Genomic DNA, 17205 nt, shown 5'->3' with positions numbered 1-17205 from the left:
GCGAGAGCGGTCGGAAAGGGGTTATTCCGAATGGCTGTAGCCGCGCGCCCTGTTGGGCCGGTGGCGCTACTGGCTATGACGACGAAACGGGAAAACGCGCGGCGGGAACGCGGCGGGCGATGCGGTTCATGGAAGTCTCCGATGGTTTGTCTTATAGGCTGCCGCCATTGCGGCGCTTTGTTGACAGCATCGTACCGAGATCGATTTGGGCGCACCAATGACTAATTTGCAAGGCGCGATACCGGTTTGGTTATCGGCGTCCTCGCGTCACTCGAACGTTTGCAACAGGCCCACCTGAAAGCGTCGGGCGACGAAATGATCGAAGCCTTCCTGGTGGAAGGAGTTCGTGCGCGTGCGGTACGTACGCTTGCTGCCATCGAAGATGTCGCTGGCGTTCACGGTCAGGCTCAGCGTGCGCGTCAGCCGGCGCTTCCACGTCACGTTCACGCTGCTGGTCGCACCATGGCGCGCCAGCGGCGTCATGCCCGCCGACTGCATGTGCGCGTCGAGCGACACGTCGTCGTCCCCCAAGCCGCACGTCACCCTGGCATTCAGGTAGCCCGACAGGCCCGCCTGGCGCACCATGCCCCGGCCATCGGGCGTGAACAGCATCACACGATACGCGCCGCCATCCATGCCCAGGCGCAGCTTGGGCCGGGGCGCCCAGTCGAGCGCGCCGGTCACGCCCGCCGAGCGCGCCCGTCCGCCATTCTGTTTTCCGGTGACGATCGCATTGCCGGCCAGCGTGCGCGCATCGGTCACGGTATCGCGGCTGCCGCGGTAGAAGGCACCCAGGTTGCCGCTCAGCGGCCCCGCCTTCACATCGGCACCGATTTCCCACGACGCGAGGACCTGGGGCTCCAGGCTTGGATTACCGCGGCTCAGGTTCTGCGCATCGACGTAGGTGGTGAACGGGTTCAGGTCGCGGGAATCGGGCCGCTGGAGACTGCGGCGGTAGGCCAGCGTAAGGTCCACCCACTCGCTGGCGGCATACCTCAGGTGCAGGCTGGGGTTGAAGGCCCGCCAATGCGCGGCGTGCGAGGTGCCGCCGGCAGGATGCACACGCCGCGTCATGCGCTCGATGCGCCCGCCCAGCAGCGCTTCCCATTTGCCTCCTCTCGCCAGGTGCGTCAGGTAGGCGGCGGACAGTGTCGTGGCCACGTCGTAGGCATTGGTGGTGCCGGCATCGGGAGTTTCCGCTCCGGTCACGGGATCGACGGCGGCCTGGTAATTGGCCAGTTCGTTGACCTCGTCCTGGAGATCGACGCCCATGCCCCACTGGCCCTGGCCGGATTTCCTGCTCCAGTCCAGCGTGGCCTGGTCGAGGCGGCGCGCCGATCGGGTGGACCCGTGGCTGAAGGCATCGGCGTGCACGGGCTGCACGAACACGTCGCGATACGATTTGTCGACCAGGGTCACCGTCCTGCTGCGCTGGACTATCGTCTTCAGCACGGTCCCGTTGCCCTGGCGGCTGTACGCCAGGCTCGCGCTGCCATCGGTCTGCTCGTTCGGGCCCTCTGAAATGCGATGGTAGATGCGCGCGCCGGCCTCGTCGTGGACGACGTTCAGCGTGTCGAGCAATGGCCGCGACCGGCGCGCATTGTGCCGCGCCGAGAGGCTGAGGGTTTCGGCCGCGCCCAGGTCGTACTCGATGCCCGCTGCCGCGCTTTCCACGGTACGGCGCACAAACACTTCGGAGGCCTGCCGCGCCTGCCCGGTTCGACCGCTCGGCGGATCGGTCCAGTCGACCGCCGAGCGGCGCGTTTTCAGGGTGCCGTCACGACGCACTCCCAGTTCCCCATGCACGCTGAACCGGTTGCCGTTCACGTCGCCGGACAGGCCCGTATTCCACAGCCCGTGGTCGGCCGCGCTGGCCCGCCATTGCGCGCGTGCGCCCGGCTTGCGGTTGCGCTTCAACACGATATTGACGATGGCGCCGCCATTGGCCTGGTGCGCGGCGGACGGGTTCGTGATGATCTCGACGCTGGCGATATCCGCGCCGTTCATGGTCTGCAGCGCCACCGCCCGCTCCTCGCCCGCCATCACGGCCGTCGGCTTGCCATCGACCAGCACGGTCACCTGCGGATTGCCCTGCACGGAGATCCGCCCGTCGGCGCTGACCGCGATCCCGGGCGTCGATTGCAGCACGTCCTGCGCGGTGCCGTTTGCCGCCCTCGGCATGGCCGACACGTCATGCACGGTCTTGTCCAGCTTCCTGGCGACGGGCTCCCTGCCGGCGGTGATCGTCACCGTCGCGATGGCCGGCGGCTCGGCCGCCGCCGGCAGCGCGATGAGCCCGAACAGCACGACTGGCCCGAACAGGATGGCGGAAAGCGGCGTTCTGCGCACGGCGTGTCCTCGATGAGAAGAGACCCGAGTATAGGAAGCGTGCCGGCCACCCGAACGCCGCGTGGGATGGATGGCGGAAGGTGTGGGACAGGCGCCGCAGCGCTACACTATCGGCACGACAAACCAACAATGGTATCCGCCATGCCAGTCCGACTGATCATCGAAGGAACCGTCCAGGGCGTGGGCTTCCGCCACGCGCTGGCAACGCAAGCCGGTGCCCTGGGCCTTGCCGGCTGGGTATGCAACCGCCGCGACGGCACGGTGGAAGCATGCCTCAAGGGCCCGCAGCAGGAAGTGGAAGCACTGGTGACGTGGGCGCACCACGGCCCGCCCGGCGCGCACGTGACCAGGGTCACGCGCACCGAGGCGGACGATGCGGACATTACGGGTACCGGCTTCCACATCGCCAGTACCCGCTAGTTGGCGGCATCAACGGTCCGTCACCGCCCTGTCCTGCCCACCCGCAGCCGCGCGCCGAATCACGATCGGCACCGATTTATACGAAGGCGTGCCGCTGCGTTCATCGTAATTGCCCAGCGCAACGAGGCTGTTCGCCTCCGGGTAGTAGGCGGCCGCCGAGCCGCGGGCGATGTCGAACGCCACGGCCACCAGGTTGCGCAGGATGCGCGGCTCGCCCGGGTGATCGCATTCCGCCACCGCCTCGATATCGACCATGTCGCCGTGTTCCAGTCCCCGCTCGGCCAGGTCGGCCTCGTTCACGAAGAGCACGTCGCGCCGGCCCGTCACGCCCCGGTAGCGGTCGTTCTTGCCGTAGATCGTCGTGTTGTACTGGTCGTGGCTGCGCACGGTGGCCAGCACCAGCGGGTTCCGTTCGCCCGGTCGGGCCAGCGGGCGCTGGCGCTTGCTGTCGAACACGATGAAGTTGGCCTTGCCCGTCGCCGTGCGCCATTCGCGCCGCATGGCCGGGCTCTCCAGGCGGAAGCCGCGCGGCTGTGCCACCCTTTCGTTGTAGTTGTCGAAGTCGGGGAACACGGCCTCGATCTTGTCGCGGATGCGGCGGTAGTCGGCAATCAACCAGTCCCAGTCCACCTTCGATTGCGGCAGCGCGGCCTTGGCGATGCCTGCGACGATCGCCGGCTCCGAGCGCAGGTGTTCCGAGGCCGGCGGCAGCGTGCCGCGCGAGATGTGCACCATCGACATCGAGTCCTCCACCGAGACCGATTGCGGGCCCGTGGCCTGGGTGTCCCGTTCAGTGCGGCCCAGGCAAGGGAGAATGAACGTGTTTTTCCCCACCAGCAGGTGCGAGCGGTTCAGCTTCGTGGCGATGTTCACGGTGAGGTCGAGACCGCGCACGGCGGCGAAGCACGCCTGCGGGTCGGGCATCGCCACCGGCAGGTTGCCGCCCAGGCAGATCAGCGCCCTGGCGCGGCCGTCGCGCATCGCCTCGATCGCCGCCACGGCGCCGTGGCCATGCTCGCGCGGCGCCTTGATGCCGAACACCCGCTCCAGCGAGTCGAGGAAGTCCTGGCTGGGGATTTCCGTGATCCCCACCGTGCGGTCGCCCTGCACGTTCGAATGGCCGCGCAGCGGGCAGATGCCGGCGCCCTCGCGGCCGACGTTGCCGCGCAGGAGCAAGAGGTTCATCAACTGCTGCACGTTCGACGTGCCATGCTTGTGCTGCGTGATGCCCATGCCGTAGCAGATGATCGTGCGCTTTGCCTTCGCATACACATCGGCCGCGGTTTCGATATCGGCGCGGGAGAGGCCCGATACCTCCTCGATCTCGTCCCACGTGGTGTCGTCCAGGTCGGCGGCCAGCGCGTCGAAGCCGCTCGTGTGCTCGCGGATGAATTCACGGTCCAGCAGGCTCGGGCCGCCATCGGCCACCTGCCGCGCGTCGGCGGCCCGCAGCGCCTTCATCATGCCCTTCAATACCGCGCAGTCGCCGCCGATGCGTACCTGGTAGTAGTGGGTGGCGATCGGCACCGCCTTCCCGATCGTCATCTCGACGGGGCTTTGCGGCGACTTGAAGCGCTCCAGGCTGCGCTCCTTCAGCGGATTGAATACCACGATGGGCGCACCGCGCAGCGCCGCGGCCCGCAACGTGGCCAGCATGCGCGGGTGGTTCGTGCCGGGGTTGTGGCCGAACGAGAAGATCGCGTCGCAATGGTCGAAGTCTTCCAGCGACACGGTGCCCTTCCCCACCCCGATCGACTCGGGCAAGCCCACGCTGGTGGCCTCGTGGCACATGTTCGAGCAATCGGGGAAGTTGTTGGTGCCGTACTCGCGTGCGAACAGCTGGTACAGGAAGGCCGCCTCGTTCGATGCGCGGCCGGACGCGTAGAACTCGGCCATGTTCGGGTGCGGCAGGCTGCGCAGCACGGCGCCGATGCGGGCGAACGCGTCGTCCCAGGAAATCGGCACGTAGTGGTCCGTGGCCGGGTCATACACCATGGGATGGGTGAGGCGGCCCTCGAACTCGAGGTTGAAGTCATCCCACTCCCACAGCTCGCCGACACTGTGCCGGGCAAAGAACTCCGGCGTGACCCGCTTGTTCGTCGCTTCCCACGACACGGCCTTCGCGCCGTTCTCGCAGAACTCGAACGACGAGCCGTGGCGCGGATCAGGCCACGCGCAGCCGGGGCAGTCGAAGCCTTCCGGCTGGTTCACCTGCAGCAGGATCGTGGTGCCGTGCACATTCATCTGCCCGCGCAACGCCTTGGCCACCGCCTGCAGCGCGCCCCAGCCGCCGGCCGGTCCGCCATACTCGCCGATCCCTGGAACATCTTTCCTTCCCATACAACCTCCCGGAGCTTTGTGTGGCGGTCGATTGTAGGGGGATCGGCATTCCGGCGAAGTTCAATACTTCTGGGTAACCGCTTCCGGCCGCCTGCGCCACGTGTACAGCGCCGGCAGGATCAGCAAGGTCAACGCCGTCGACGACAGGATGCCGCCGATTACCACGGTCGCGAGCGGCCGCTGCACTTCGGCACCCGTGCTGGTGGCCAATGCCATCGGCAGGAAGCCCAGCGATGCGACCAGGGCCGTCATCAGCACGGCCCGCAAGCGGCCCTGCGCGCCCTCGCGGATCGCCTGCTCCGGTGCGCGGCCCTGCTCGCGCAGCGCGCGCACGAACGACATCATCACGAGCCCGTTCAGCACGGCCACGCCGGACAGCGCGATGAAGCCCACGGCCGCCGAGATCGACAGCGGCATGCCGCGCAGCCACAGTGCCAGCACGCCGCCCGTCATCGCGAATGGAATGCCGGTGAACACGAGCAGGCCGTCGCGCAGGCTGCCGAACATCAGGTACAGCAGCGCGAAGACGATCGCCAGCGCCAGCGGTACCACGATGGCCAGGCGAGCGCTGGCCTTTTCCAGGTTCTCGAATTGCCCGCCCAACGCCAGCCACGAGCCGGCCGGCAGTTTCACGCCCCTCAGCTCATCCTTCAGGTCCGCCACGAAGGAGCCAAGGTCGCGCCCGCGCACATTGGCCGTGACGACCACGCGGCGCTTGCCGTTCTCGCGGCTGACCTGGTTCGCCTCGGGCACGAAGGACAGCGTGGCCACTTCGGAAAGCGGAATGCTCGCCGTCCGGCCATCCTGGGGCGGTAGCGAGATGGGCAACTGCCGCAGCGTGTCCACGTCGTTGCGCAAGCCTTCCGGCAGGCGCACCGTGATCGCGAAGCGCCGGTCGCCTTCGAACACCAGCCCCACGTCGCGCCCGCCGACGAGCGTGCCGAACGCTTCCTGCACGTCCGCCACGTTCAGGCCGTAGCGCGCGGCCTTGATGCGGTCCACCTGCAAGGTCAGCGCCGGCAGGCCCTCGGTCTGCTCGACCTTCACCTCGGCGGCGCCGGGCAGCTCCTGCAGGCGCGCGGCCACCTGCCGGGCCGTCGCCAGCATGGCCTCGGGATCGTCGCCGAACACCTTCACGGCCACGTCGCTGCGCACGCCGGAAATGAGTTCGTTGAAGCGCAGCTGGATCGGTTGCGAGAACTCGTAGTTGTTGCCGGGGATGCGGTTGGCCGCTTCCGTGATCGCCGCCACCAGCTCGGCGTGCGTCTTGCGCGGCCTGGGCCACTCGCTTTCCGGGCGCAGCATGATGTAGCTGTCGGCCGCGTTCGGCGGCATCGGGTCGGTGGCCACTTCCGACGTGCCGATGCGCGCGAACATGCGCTCGATTTCGGGGAATTGCTGCAACAGCGCGTGCTCCAGCCGCTGCTGCATCTGCACCGATTGCTGCAGGCTGGTACCGGGAATGCGCAGCGTGAGCACGGCCAGGTCGCCCTCGTCCAGGTTCGGTGCGAATTCCGTGCCCAGGCGCGTGGCCAGCAAGGCGCACAGCAGCACGGCCAGCGCGGCAAAGGTGAGCGCCACCGGCCGGTTGCGCAGCACCCAGTCGAGCACGGGCCCGTACAGGGCCCTGGCCTTGAGCATCACGCGGCTGTCGCGTTCGGCCACCGGTTGCGTGACGAACAGCGCCACGGCGGCCGGCACGAAGGTAACGGACAGCACCATGGCCGCCACCAGCGCCATCACGACCGTGATCGCCATCGGGTGGAACATCCTGCCCTCGATGCCGGACAGCGCGAAGATCGGCAGGTAGACGGTCATGATGATCAATTGGCCGAACAGCAGCGGTCGGCGCGCCTCGGCCGCCGCTGCCGCGACCTCGGCGAAACGCTCGTCGCGCGTGAGAGGCCGCCCCGCCGCTCCCTGCGCATGGGCGAGCCGCCGGATGCAGTTTTCCACGATGACCACGGCACCATCGACGATGATGCCGAAGTCCAGCGCGCCAAGGCTCATCAGGTTGGCGCTCACGCCCGCCTGCACCATGCCGGAAAACACCATCAGCATCGTCAGGGGAATCACCAATGCCGTGATCAGCGCGGCGCGCAGGTTGCCGAGGAAGACGAACAGGATCGCGATCACGAGCAGCGCGCCTTCGGCCAGGTTCTTGCGTACCGTGTCGATCGCCTTGTTGACGAGGACCGAGCGGTCGTACACGGGCAGGGCTTGCACGCCGGCGGGCAGCGAGCGGTTCACTTCCTCCAGCCGGTGGCGCACCGCGTCGGCCACGCTGCGGCTGTTTTCGCCGATCAGCATGAACACGGCACCCAGCACCACCTCGCGGCCGTTCTCGGTGGCCGCGCCCGTGCGCAGCTCGCGCCCCAGCTCTACATCCGCCACGTCGCGCACGCGGATCGGCGCACCCTGCACCACGTCGAGCACGATGTTGCGGATCTCTTCCAGCGTGCGCACCTGGCCTGGCGTGCGCACCACGAACTGCTCGCCGCCGCGCTCGATGTAGCCGGCGCCCGCGTTGCCGTTGTTGCGGTCGAGCGCCGTCACCAGCTGTTCCAGGCCCAGGCCGTGGGCGGCCAGCCGCTCCATGCTGGGCGCCACCTGGTATTCCTTCTCGTAGCCGCCGATGGTGTTCACTTCCGTCACGCCGGGCACGCCGCGCAATTGCGGCGCCACCACCCAGTCCTGGATCTCGCGCAGGTCGGTCGGCGTGTACGGCGTGCCGTCCGGCTTGCGGGCACCCTCCTTCGCTTCCACGGTCCAGTAGAAGATTTCGCCCAGGCCCGTGGCGATCGGGCCCAGCGAGGGTTCCACGCCGGGCGGCAGTCGCGAACGCGCCTGTTGCAGGCGCTCGCCCACGAGCTGGCGCGCGAAATAGATGTCGGTACCGTCGCGGAAGACGACGGTGACTTGCGACAGCCCGTACTTGGACAGCGAGCGCGTCCCCTCCAGGCCCGGCAAGCCATTCATCACGGTCTCGATGGGAAAGGTGATGCGCTGCTCGACCTCGAGCGGCGAATAGCCGTGCGCCGGCGCGTTGATCTGCACCTGCACATTGGTGATGTCCGGCACGGCGTCGATGGGCAGCCGCTGGTAGCTGTACAGCCCGAGCGCGGCCAGGCACAGCACGATGAACACGACGAGCCAGCGCCGCGCGATCACCGCGGCAATCAATTTTTCGTACATGGCGGCCCCTTTCAGTGATCGTGCTCGGCTTCGGCCTTGCCGAGGTCGGCCTTCAGCAGGTAGCTGCCGGCAAAGGCATAGCGGCTGCCAGCGGCCAGGCCCTTCACGATTTCCGTGCGCCGCCCATCCGAGCGCCCGGTGACGACCGTGCGCGCCTCGAAGCCGCCCGGCGTGCGCACGAAGACCACGCTGCGCTCGTGGATCGTCTGCACCGCCTCGGCGGCCACGGTAACGGGCGCGTCCCCTTTCGGTCCCAGCAGGTCGACCGTCGCCAGCATGCCGGGCCGCAGCCGCAGGCCGGGGTTCGGCAGCGTGACGCGTGCGGTGGCCATGCGCGTGGTTTCGCCCAGCACCGGGCCGACGAAGGACACGGTGCCCTGCACCGCTTCGGGCAGCGCGCTGGCCGTGATGGTGGCCGGCATGCCGGTCTCGACCTGTGCCAGGCTGCCGGACGGCACGGCTGCCTCGATCCATACGCGATCCAGGTCGGCGATGGTGGCCAGCGGCTGCGACACGTCGGCCGCCATGCCCGCCACGGCGGGGCGGTCGATGACCACGCCCGCCAGCGGCGCGTGGATGGTCACCCTGGCACCGCCCGAGACGGCGATACCGAGCGCGGCAAGGCGCTGCCGCGCGGCATCGGCCTGGACCCGCGCTTCGTCGTGGGCCGCCTGGGCGACCTCGAGGTCTTGCCGGGCCGAGATGCCCTCGTTCCACAGCTTGCGCTCGCGTTCGAGCGTGGTGCGCGCCAGTTGCAGGCGCTGCGCGGCGGCCGCGGCATCGGCGCGCCACTGCGCTACCTCCGGGCTTTGCAGCGTGACCAGGCCCTGGCCCTTGCGCACCACGGTGCCGGGCGACACGAGCACCGATTGCACCATGGCGCGCGCCGGTGCCGCGATGGCCACGGTGCGCTCCGCATCGGCCCGCACCTGGGCCGGCAGGTGCAGCATATCGCGGATGCTGGACGGTTGCGCCGCCTCGATGCCGATGCCGTTTGCCCTGACCTGGGCATCGGTCATCGCGATCGCGTCGGCGGCGCCCGGCGCCGGCGCCTCTTCCGCATGCCGGTCGTCATGGCCGTGCGAATCGGCGTGGCCTTCATGTTCGGGGGATTCGGTGCTTGCCGGCGCTCGCCACAGCATGAGGGCAGCCAGCAGGGCGGCGGCCACGCACATCAGCGCGATCGCCAGTTTCTGTTTTTTCGTCATGGTCGTTCTTTCAATCCTGTTTTCAATCCTGTCCTGTGGGGCCTGCCAGGCGCTCGATGTCGGCATGGGCGCGCCATGCCTCGAGCAGTGCCTGCCACTGGCGCGAACGGGCCTGGAACCAGGTGCGTTGGGCATCGAGCACGTCAAGGAACGTGAACTTGCCGTATTCGAAACCCTTCAGCGTGAGTTCGTGGACCGAGCGGGCTTCCGGCACCACGTCCTGCTCCAGGAGCAGCGCTTCGCCGCGGGCCTGGGCGTAGCGCAGGTGGGCGGCCGTGATCCCGGTGGAAGCCGCCAGCTCGGCCTGTTGCAGTTCCGCCCTGGCACCGTCGGCGCGGGCGCGCGCGGCCGCCAGGTTGCCGGTGTTGCGGTCGAACAGGGGTATCGGCACCGCGATGCCGACCACGGCCTGGCGGTGCGCCAGCTGGTCGTCGCGCTGGCTGCCGAGCGTGAGCGTCACGTCGGGAATGCGGGCGGCCCGCTCGGCGTCCGCCTGCGCCTGTCGCAGCGTCACTTGCTGGCGCGCGCGGCGCACGGCCGGCGCGCCGCCAGCCCGTTGCAGCAAGGCGGACAGCGGCTCTACCGGGGGCAGCGCGGCTGCCGTGCCGCCGGCCAGTTCGCGGCCCTCCAGGGGCTCGCCGAGCAGTGCACCGAGGGCATTGCGGGCAATCGCGAGTTCGGCGTTCGCCCGTTCCAGTTCGATACGGGCATCGGCTTGCGCGGCTCTGGCCTTGCTCGCTTCGACCGGCGAGACCTTGCCGGCGGCTACGCGACCGGTGACCGCCCCCAGGCTCTTGCCGGCCACGTCCAGCGTGGCCCGGGCAAGCCGGTACCGCTCCTGGGCGACCAGCGTGGTGTAGAACGCATCGATGACGTCGGCGCGCAGCGCCTGCCGGCGCAGCGCCGCATCGCTGCCGGCGAGCGCGAGCGCGCCTTCGGCGACGGCGATGCGGGCTTGCCGCTTGCCGCCCAGTTCGAGCGGCTGGTTGACCTGCACGGTCGTGGTGCGGCTGCCGGCGCGGTGGCCTTCGCGCACGTAGGCCAGTTCAGGGTTGGGCAGGCGGCCGGCCTGCTCGACGGTGGCCGCGCTGGCGTCGACCTCGTGCGCGGCGGCGCGCAAGGCGGGATGGCGCTCGGCAGCCAGCGCGATCGCGGCCGGCAGGTCGAGTAAAAGGTGGGGCGGAAGGGCCGTGGTTGGCTCGCCCGCCGCGGCAATGCCGCAGGCGAGTGCCAATGCCACGGCCGGGACGAAACGTCGTCCGGGCTGGATGAACATGGTGACTCCTGATGGATGATTCGGATCAGGCGTGCCGAAGGCCTGTGCTTACCGTGGAACGGCGGCGGCAACAGGCTGCCACTGCGGCCGTTCGGGGCGGCCGGGGCTATGGGATGTCAAGGTGGGTGTGGCGGTGGCGAACGTGGGCACGGTATCGTGCACGGCCGGGATTGCCGCGATCGTGGGCGGGAAACTGATCGTGTGGACGAACACGCAGGCGGCGCAATGCGGGTCGCTGGCGCTGCCGTGGTCGTCGCTGGTATCGAGTACCGGCTGGGCCGCCTGCACGTGGTGCGTCACGCCCTGCGGCGTCGTCAGGCAGCAGCGGTCGGCCATCGCCAGGGCAACCTGGAATGGATAGACCAGCAACAGCATGATGAGGATCCAGCGGCGCATGAGCATGATCGTTGGGCGACGGTACCGGATATGATACCCGGCATTACCCGAACAGCAAACAGGAGCCGCGATGATAGCGCCACCCCGTGTTTTCCTGCATTACCTGGACCGCCTCGACAAGCTGCTGGAACGCGTGGCCGCCTTCGATCCGGCCGTGGCCGCCAACCGGCTGCACCCGGACATGGCGCCGCTGCTGCGGCAGGCGCGCACCGCCATCGGCTTCACGCTGCGCGTGAGTTGCCCGCTGGCCGGGCGCGAGATCGTATCCTTCGAGGGCGATGAATTCACGCTCGATGGCGTGCGCGGCGAGCTGGCGCGTACGGCGGCCTATCTTGCCGAGTTGCCGGCCGAAGCGTTTGCCGACGTGGCGAACCGGCAGGTGGACACGGTGGCCGGCTTCGCCGCATTGCACTTCGGCGGGCCCGACTACTTCCTGATGTATGGATTACCGAACTTCTTCTTCCACTACAGCATGGTGTACGCCATCGCGCGCGCGGCCGGCGTGCCGGTCGGGAAGGCCGACTACGACGGGTATCACGCGTATCCGGCAGGGTTCTCGTTCCCCCCTTGAGTGGCTGCCGCCGTCAAGGCATGCGCGCGAAGGCGAGGAACAGCCAGGCCACGGTAATCACGACCATGCCGGTCATGGTCACGCACGACCAGGTGAAGAACCATGCCGACACCAGCGTGGCCTGCACGACTTTTTCGAACAGTACGCCAAGGCAAAAGTCGAATGCCGCCAACACGGACCAGCGGCGCAGGTAGACAGGCAGGTAGCGGCTCATGCGCCGGTTGTGCTGGCGCGCGGCGTGCCGCTCGAACAGGTCGCGCGCCGCGTTGACGTCGCGGAACAGCCAGTCGAAGAACAGGAAGCGGTACAGGAGCTGGCCGAACGACAGCTCCGGCTTGCCCGGTTCCTCCGGCAGTGGCTGTTGTTCGCTTGGCATGATGGCTTGGATGAGTGGATGACGCGGTGCGACCATACTATGTCGAATCCGGTAGCGGCAGCAATTGCCGCGTCAATCGTGCTCCAGGCGCACGCCTGGCGCTCACGCGGGTTGCACGCGCTCCCGGGCCGCGCGCGCATCGCGCGCCGGCGTGGTGCCAAACAGCCGGCCGTACTCGCGCGTGAATTGGGGCACGCTTTCATAGCCGACCGCGAATGCCGCCGTGCTGGACGTGGCGCCCTCGGCCAGCATCAGCCGGCGCGCCTCGATCAACCGCAGCTGTTTCTGGAATTGAAGGGGCGACAGCGATGTGACAGCGCGGAAATGCTGGTGAAACGACGAAGGGCTCATGCCCGCCACTTCCGCCAGCCGTTCGACGGGCAGCGGGCGCGCGAATTCCGCGCGCAGCAGCGCCACCGCCCGGGCAACGCGCTGCGCCGGGCCGTTCGGCCAGCCCAGCCGCCGCAGCGCGGGTCCGTGCCGGCCCACCAGCAGCCAGTAGTGCAGCTCGCGCACCAGCTGTGCGTGCAGCACGGGCACGGCGGCCGGCCGGTCGAGCAGGCGCAGCAATCGCAGCGCCGCGTCCGCCACTTCGACATCGGTCGCGCTCACGCGCACGGGCGCGTGTTCCCCTTCCGGCGCCGCACCCATCTGCACGGCCAATTCGGCGATGAGGGCCTGGTCCAGCTCGAGCACAAGAGACAGGTAGGGCGCCGCGAGGCTCGCCTGCGTGACCTGGCTCACCGTCGGCACGTCAGCGGTGACCAGCAGCGAATCGCCCGCGGAGAAATCAAAGGACTGCGCGCCCATCGTCACGTTCTTGCTGCCCTGGACCACGAGGCAGACGAGCGGCTTCGAGATCGCATGCTGCAACCCGCTGGGTGCGAAGGCGCGCACGGTCGCCAGGCCGGGGATGGGCGAGCGGGCCGTGCCGGCGGAGTCGGCGTGCAAGTCGGCGTAGCGGCGCACCGCTTCGAGGAGATCGGTCATTGGTAACGGGGAGATGTCTTCATGGCTTGCGTGACAGTTTCCCATGCCGGAAGCGAACCGGGGCAGCACTTTGGAGGATCAGGCAAAAAAGCCGTGATATCGCGAAATTTCCCTGTGCCCTTCGGCTGCACCATGACGGCTCCCGACAACATATCGCACAGGAGTCCAGCATGACCACCATCTCTCTCGTTACCGGCGCCAGCCGCGGCCTCGGCCGCAACACCGCCCTTGCCATCGCCCGCCGCGGCGGCGATGTGATCCTCACCTACCAGAGCCGTGCCGCGGAAGCGCAGGCAGTGGTAGCGGAGATCGAGGCATTGGGCCGCAGGGCGCTGGCGTTCCAGCTCGACAGTGGCAATGTGGCCGGTTTCGCCGCCTTCGCCGGCCGGCTGCATGGCGCCCTGCGCGAAACCTGGCAGCGCGACACGATCGACCACCTCGTCCACAACGCCGGCCATGGCGATCATGCGCTGGTGGCGGACACCACGGAGGCGCAATTCGACCGGCTGGTGGACGTGCATTTCAAGGGCGTGTTCTTCCTGACGCAGGCGCTGCTGCCCCTGCTGGCCGATGGCGGCCGCATCGTCAACCTGTCCACGGGGCTGACGCGCACCAGCTATCCGGGCTATGCCGCCTACGCGGCGGTGAAGGGGGCCGTCGAGGTGCTGACACGCTACCTTGCGAAGGAACTGGGCGGGCGCGGCATCACCGTCAATACCGTGGCGCCGGGCGCGATCGAAACGGATTTCGGCGGCGGCGCGGTGCGCGACAATGCGGACCTGAACCGCCAGTTCGCCGCGATGACCGCGCTGGGCCGGGTGGGCGTGCCGGACGATATCGGTCCCATGGTCGCCAGCCTGCTGTCGCCGGAGAACCGCTGGGTGACGGCCCAGCGCATCGAGGTGTCCGGCGGCCAGGCGATCTGAAGGCTTACAGGCTCGCGCGCAGCGACAGCGCCATGTGGCGCCGGCGCTGGTGTCGGACATCTTTTCCGGGGCATCTCCCGGAAAAGTGGCGGACACCGGTGTTCCCCGGAGCTCTCGCCCTACAGGCTCGCGCGCAGCGACAGCGCCACGTAGCGCGGATCGCCGTAGTAGTAGCTGATGCCCGTGGGCGCGAACTTCTTGTAGTAGACCTTGTCGAACAGGTTGTCCACGTTCAGTTGCAGCGCGTAGCGCTCGTTGAACCTGTAGCTGGCCATCGCGTTGAAGAGCGAGTACCCGCCCTGCCGCGTGGTCAGCCCGCCCGCGGTCACGTAGGTGCCATCCTGCGTGCGCACGCCGCCCCCCAGTGTGAAGCCCCGCAGCGCGCCATCGAAGCGGTAGCTGGTGAATACATTGAGCTTGTGGCGCGGGTCGATGCTGCGCAGCGGCAGGCCCGTGTTGGCGCTCACGGTATCGGTGATGTACTTCGTGCGGGTGTTCGTGTAGCCCGCCTGCACCTGCCAGCCCGGCAGGATTTCGCCGGCCAGCTCCAGTTCCCAGCCGCGGCTCTCGGTCTTGCCGCCGGCAACGCGGCAGAAGCCGGCCGTGTACACCGGCACGCACGGATTGATCGACGTGGGGTCCTCCACGGCCTTGCCTTCGTTCGTGATCTGGAACAGGCCCGCGGAAGCCGTCAGCCTGCCGCCGAAGAAATCGCCTTTCACGCCCGCCTCGTAGTCCTCGCCGCGGATCGGTTGCAGAATGTTGCCGTTCGCGTCCTTCGCATTTTGCGGCGTGAAGACTTCCGTATAGCTCAGGTAGGCGTTCACATGCTTGTTGAAGTCATACGTGAGGCCGGCGAATGGCGTGGCTTCGCGATCGATCTTGTAATTGCTGGACGGGGTGCGCGGCACCTCGTATTCCCACCAGGACAGACGCCCGCCGACGAGCAGCGTGAGCGGCTCGGTGACGGACAGGCGGGCCGTGCCGAACACGCCCTTCTGGCGCGTGTAGTTGGGGTTGGCGCCGCCGCTCACGGCCACGTCCCGCTCGGCATAGCTCGTGTACGGGTCCCAGGTGCGGATGTCGACGGTCTGCTGGTACAGGCTGCCCTGGCCCCAGCTGTCGATCGACTCGGTGCGCAGCGCCTCGCCGCCCACGATCAGCTCATGCCTGCGGCCGAACAGCGTGAATGGGCCATTGGCCACCAGGTTCGCCACCTTCTGCGTGCTCTCGGCGCCCGTGTACTGGGCCGTGGTCACGTTCATCAGCCAGGGATTGGTGGCGTTCGCCGGGCGCGCGAAATACGACTGCTTGAAGCCATTGTCCTTCAGCGCCAGGTGTACCCAGGCGGCGCTGGCTTTCACGTTCCAGCCGTTGCCGAAGCGGTGCTCGATCTCGGCGAAGGCCTGGTCGTTGTAGCGGTTCCAGCGGTTCCAGGCCACGCCCAGGTAGGTATCGCGCGGCAGGTACAGCGGGGAACCGTCGAGGTTGCCCGGCATGCCGCCCCAGGCGCCCGTCGCGTCCAGGTCGGTGTGCTGCAGGCTCGCCGTGATCGTGGTGTGCGGGGCCACGTCGTACTCGACCACGCCGTACAGCACCTCGCGCTTTTCCCGCTTGGCTGCCTGGAAGAAGTCCTTCTCGTCCGCCACCACCACGGCGCGGGCGCGCAGCGTGCCGGCCGCGTTCAGGGCACCGGATATATCGCCTTCCACGCGGTGGCGGTCCCAGCGCCCCACGGTGGCCACGCCGGACAGCCGGAATTCCCGCGTCGGGCGCTTGCGCACCATGTTCACGGTGGCCGACGGGTTGCCCGACCCGCGCAGCATGCCCGCCGCGCCGCGCAGCACTTCCACGCGGTCCAGCACGGCCGTATCGGGCTGCACGAACGCCGAGCCGCTCTGGCTGAACGTGATGCCGTCCACCTGCAGCGCATCGATCTGGTAGCCGCGCGAGTGATAGGTGACGCGCTCGCTGTCCGTGTAGTCGACCGACACGCCGGGCGTGTTCTGCAGCACGTCGTGCAGGTCGAGCAGGTTGCGCTCATCGAGCAGCTGGCGGGTGATCACGGTGACCGGTTGCGGGATGTCGCGCACCGTATCGAAACCCTTCATCACGCTGGCCTTGCGGCTGGCGAGCGATCCCGTGTTTTCGGTGTTGTTGTCCGCCGTGCCCATCACGGTCACGGTTTGCATCGTCTCTGCCGTTTCCGCCTCCACGGGGGCCGCTGCCGCGCGGGCTGCCAGCGGATAAGCCAGTGCCAGGCTTGCGTACAGCAGGGTCAGCGGCGCGCCGCGCCCCCTGGACTGCCGGCGAAACGGTTGCGGGGCGGGACTTGCTGCGCGATGGCGAAACATGGACAACTCCTGTATAGGGGTGGAAATGAGAATAAGAATCACTCTCAATTCTATCTGCCGGGTTGCCCCCCTGTCGATGCCCCTTTCTGGTAATTGCCAGCGCGGCGTCCTGCTGCGCCGAGCCGACGCCGGCCCCTTCGCGCTGCCGCGTACAGCTGGGTTCCCGCTTGCCGCCTTCGTCCTTGCTCCCGGCGCCGCGCATCAGGCTGGGATAACCTTCCGGCTGCGGCGGTTTGGCTTGCCTTCCAGCGCCAGCAGCACGATCACGGCGAAGATGCCGGCACGAGCGCCACCGGCAGTGAGGGAAATGGCAACATATGATGTGAAAAACCGTGCGATATCGACGCTTTCTCACTGCCCTTACATTTTTACGGAGGCGCGCAACATGCAATCACATACCGGCGGCTGCCTGTGCGGCAGCGTCCGCATCGTGGCGACAGGCGAACCAAACCGGGTGGGCATCTGCCATTGCCTGGACTGCCGCAAGCACCATGGCGCGCTGTTCCACGCCTCCGCGATCTTTCCGCAGCATGCGGTAACGGTCGAAGGCGAAACGCGCGACTACGCCGGGCGGTTCTTCTGCCCGCGCTGCGGCTCTTCCGTGTTCTCGCGCAGCGGCGACGAGATCGAGGTGAACCTGGGCGCGCTGGATGCGCCGAACCAGTTCCAGCCCACCTACGAACTGTGGACGATCCGCCGCGAGTCCTGGCTGCCGCCCTTCCCGCTCGCGCGAAGCTACGGGCACGATCGCGAGGGCACCGGCCGGGCCGAGGGTTGACCTATACTGGCGGGCATGCCAATCGC

The 17205-nt window shown here is 68.2% G+C and carries 13 protein-coding genes; 4 read left to right on the top strand and 9 right to left on the bottom strand.

From position 1 onward, the window contains the following. Positions 1-267: 267 nt before the first annotated feature. Positions 268-2349, bottom strand: coding sequence for a TonB-dependent receptor (locus V6Z91_RS07840; protein WP_338768826.1), 2082 nt, complete (start codon positions 2347-2349; stop codon positions 268-270). Positions 2350-2490: 141 nt separating this feature from the next. Between V6Z91_RS07840 and V6Z91_RS07835 the strand changes: the two genes are divergently transcribed. Next, a complete protein-coding gene (locus tag V6Z91_RS07835) occupies positions 2491-2769 on the top strand; it encodes an acylphosphatase (protein ID WP_338768823.1) in 279 nt (92 codons plus the stop codon). A 9-nt stretch (positions 2770-2778) separates the two neighbouring features. On the opposite strand, the gene V6Z91_RS07830 is transcribed toward V6Z91_RS07835, so the two are convergent. Genes V6Z91_RS07830 through V6Z91_RS07810 form a run of 5 tightly spaced genes read right to left on the bottom strand, consistent with a single transcriptional unit; the run spans position 2779 to position 11184 of the window. Next, the gene (locus V6Z91_RS07830) at positions 2779-5109 is read right to left on the bottom strand and encodes an FdhF/YdeP family oxidoreductase (RefSeq protein ID WP_338768820.1); all 2331 of its coding nucleotides are present in this window, start codon (positions 5107-5109) and stop codon (positions 2779-2781) included. 60 nt (positions 5110-5169) lie between these two features. Further along, positions 5170-8304 (bottom strand): CusA/CzcA family heavy metal efflux RND transporter, encoded by a 3135-nt coding sequence (locus V6Z91_RS07825; protein ID WP_338768817.1) that lies wholly within the window; start codon positions 8302-8304, stop codon positions 5170-5172. Between the two features lie 11 nt (positions 8305-8315). Then, positions 8316-9512 (bottom strand): efflux RND transporter periplasmic adaptor subunit, encoded by a 1197-nt coding sequence (locus tag V6Z91_RS07820; protein ID WP_338768815.1) that lies wholly within the window; start codon positions 9510-9512, stop codon positions 8316-8318. 22 nt (positions 9513-9534) lie between these two features. Continuing rightward, positions 9535-10788 (bottom strand): TolC family protein, encoded by a 1254-nt coding sequence (locus V6Z91_RS07815; protein ID WP_338768812.1) that lies wholly within the window; start codon positions 10786-10788, stop codon positions 9535-9537. A gap of 48 nt (positions 10789-10836) precedes the next feature. After that, the gene (locus V6Z91_RS07810) at positions 10837-11184 is read right to left on the bottom strand and encodes a hypothetical protein (RefSeq protein WP_338768810.1); all 348 of its coding nucleotides are present in this window, start codon (positions 11182-11184) and stop codon (positions 10837-10839) included. A gap of 70 nt (positions 11185-11254) precedes the next feature. On the opposite strand from V6Z91_RS07810, the gene V6Z91_RS07805 reads away from it, so the two are divergent. After that, the gene (locus tag V6Z91_RS07805; protein ID WP_338768808.1) at positions 11255-11755 is read left to right on the top strand and encodes a DUF1993 domain-containing protein; all 501 of its coding nucleotides are present in this window, start codon (positions 11255-11257) and stop codon (positions 11753-11755) included. Positions 11756-11768: 13 nt separating this feature from the next. Here V6Z91_RS07805 and V6Z91_RS07800 read toward each other — a convergent pair whose 3' ends face one another. Next, the gene (locus V6Z91_RS07800) at positions 11769-12131 is read right to left on the bottom strand and encodes a hypothetical protein (protein ID WP_338768806.1); all 363 of its coding nucleotides are present in this window, start codon (positions 12129-12131) and stop codon (positions 11769-11771) included. Positions 12132-12233: 102 nt separating this feature from the next. Continuing rightward, the gene (locus V6Z91_RS07795; RefSeq protein WP_338768803.1) at positions 12234-13121 is read right to left on the bottom strand and encodes an AraC family transcriptional regulator; all 888 of its coding nucleotides are present in this window, start codon (positions 13119-13121) and stop codon (positions 12234-12236) included. A gap of 170 nt (positions 13122-13291) precedes the next feature. Here V6Z91_RS07795 and V6Z91_RS07790 point away from each other — a divergent pair, with 170 nt between their 5' ends. Next, positions 13292-14047, top strand: a complete 756-nt coding sequence (locus tag V6Z91_RS07790; protein WP_338768801.1) for an SDR family oxidoreductase — start codon at positions 13292-13294, stop codon at positions 14045-14047. A 119-nt stretch (positions 14048-14166) separates the two neighbouring features. Here the strand turns inward: V6Z91_RS07790 and V6Z91_RS07785 are convergent, their stop codons facing one another. Continuing rightward, a complete protein-coding gene (locus V6Z91_RS07785) occupies positions 14167-16401 on the bottom strand; it encodes a TonB-dependent siderophore receptor (RefSeq protein ID WP_338768798.1) in 2235 nt (744 codons plus the stop codon). A 385-nt stretch (positions 16402-16786) separates the two neighbouring features. Between V6Z91_RS07785 and V6Z91_RS07780 the strand changes: the two genes are divergently transcribed. Next, on the top strand, positions 16787-17179 hold the full coding sequence (locus tag V6Z91_RS07780) for a GFA family protein (protein WP_338768796.1): 393 nt from the start codon (positions 16787-16789) through the stop codon (positions 17177-17179). The last annotated feature ends 26 nt before the right edge of the window (positions 17180-17205 follow it).

This window comes from Massilia sp. METH4 (assembly GCF_037094685.1).
GTDB lineage: Bacteria > Pseudomonadota > Gammaproteobacteria > Burkholderiales > Burkholderiaceae_D > Rugamonas.
This window is presented reverse-complemented; position numbering and strand designations above follow the sequence as displayed.

Excerpts from the sequence above, each read along its gene's own strand:
- V6Z91_RS07790 (WP_338768801.1), top strand. The coding sequence starts at position 13,292 with ATGACCACCATCTCTCTCGTTACCGGCGCCAGCCGCGGCCTCGGCCGC.
- V6Z91_RS07820 (WP_338768815.1), bottom strand. The coding sequence starts at position 9,512 with ATGACGAAAAAACAGAAACTGGCGATCGCGCTGATGTGCGTGGCCGCC.
- V6Z91_RS07810 (WP_338768810.1), bottom strand. The coding sequence starts at position 11,184 with ATGCGCCGCTGGATCCTCATCATGCTGTTGCTGGTCTATCCATTCCAG.
- V6Z91_RS07805 (WP_338768808.1), top strand. The coding sequence starts at position 11,255 with ATGATAGCGCCACCCCGTGTTTTCCTGCATTACCTGGACCGCCTCGAC.
- V6Z91_RS07780 (WP_338768796.1), top strand. The coding sequence starts at position 16,787 with ATGCAATCACATACCGGCGGCTGCCTGTGCGGCAGCGTCCGCATCGTG.
- V6Z91_RS07825 (WP_338768817.1), bottom strand. The coding sequence starts at position 8,304 with ATGTACGAAAAATTGATTGCCGCGGTGATCGCGCGGCGCTGGCTCGTC.
- V6Z91_RS07815 (WP_338768812.1), bottom strand. The coding sequence starts at position 10,788 with ATGTTCATCCAGCCCGGACGACGTTTCGTCCCGGCCGTGGCATTGGCA.
- V6Z91_RS07830 (WP_338768820.1), bottom strand. The coding sequence starts at position 5,109 with ATGGGAAGGAAAGATGTTCCAGGGATCGGCGAGTATGGCGGACCGGCC.
- V6Z91_RS07785 (WP_338768798.1), bottom strand. The coding sequence starts at position 16,401 with ATGTTTCGCCATCGCGCAGCAAGTCCCGCCCCGCAACCGTTTCGCCGG.
- V6Z91_RS07835 (WP_338768823.1), top strand. The coding sequence starts at position 2,491 with ATGCCAGTCCGACTGATCATCGAAGGAACCGTCCAGGGCGTGGGCTTC.
- V6Z91_RS07795 (WP_338768803.1), bottom strand. The coding sequence starts at position 13,121 with ATGACCGATCTCCTCGAAGCGGTGCGCCGCTACGCCGACTTGCACGCC.
- V6Z91_RS07800 (WP_338768806.1), bottom strand. The coding sequence starts at position 12,131 with ATGCCAAGCGAACAACAGCCACTGCCGGAGGAACCGGGCAAGCCGGAG.